The 281-nt window shown below is 50.9% G+C and carries 1 tRNA gene; it reads left to right on the forward strand.

The features are described 5' to 3' along the window. Positions 1–209: 209 nt before the first annotated feature. A tRNA-Val gene (locus AAEZ06_RS27090) sits at positions 210–281 on the forward strand.

The following is a 281-nucleotide window of genomic DNA, read 5'->3' on the forward strand; positions in this document are numbered from 1 at the left end:
ACGCCGGGGGTCGCGGGTTCGAGTCCCGTCCGCTGCGCCATATTAAGGTTTTCTGGACCGCTGAACGCCAGGTCACCGCGAGAAGCCCGCTCAAGTAGCGGGCTTTTTGTTGTCTACGATTTCAAAAAATGAAGTATTTTAAATAAATTGCATTTAAATCAACACATTAGAATTTTTTGTGAGAGAATGCGCCCCGCAACGAAGGTGAAGGGTGATTAGCTCAGCTGGGAGAGCATCTGCCTTACAAGCAGAGGGTCGGCGGTTCGATCCCGTCATCACCC

Source organism: Pseudomonas sp. HY7a-MNA-CIBAN-0227 (assembly GCF_040310325.1).
Lineage (GTDB): Bacteria > Pseudomonadota > Gammaproteobacteria > Pseudomonadales > Pseudomonadaceae > Aquipseudomonas.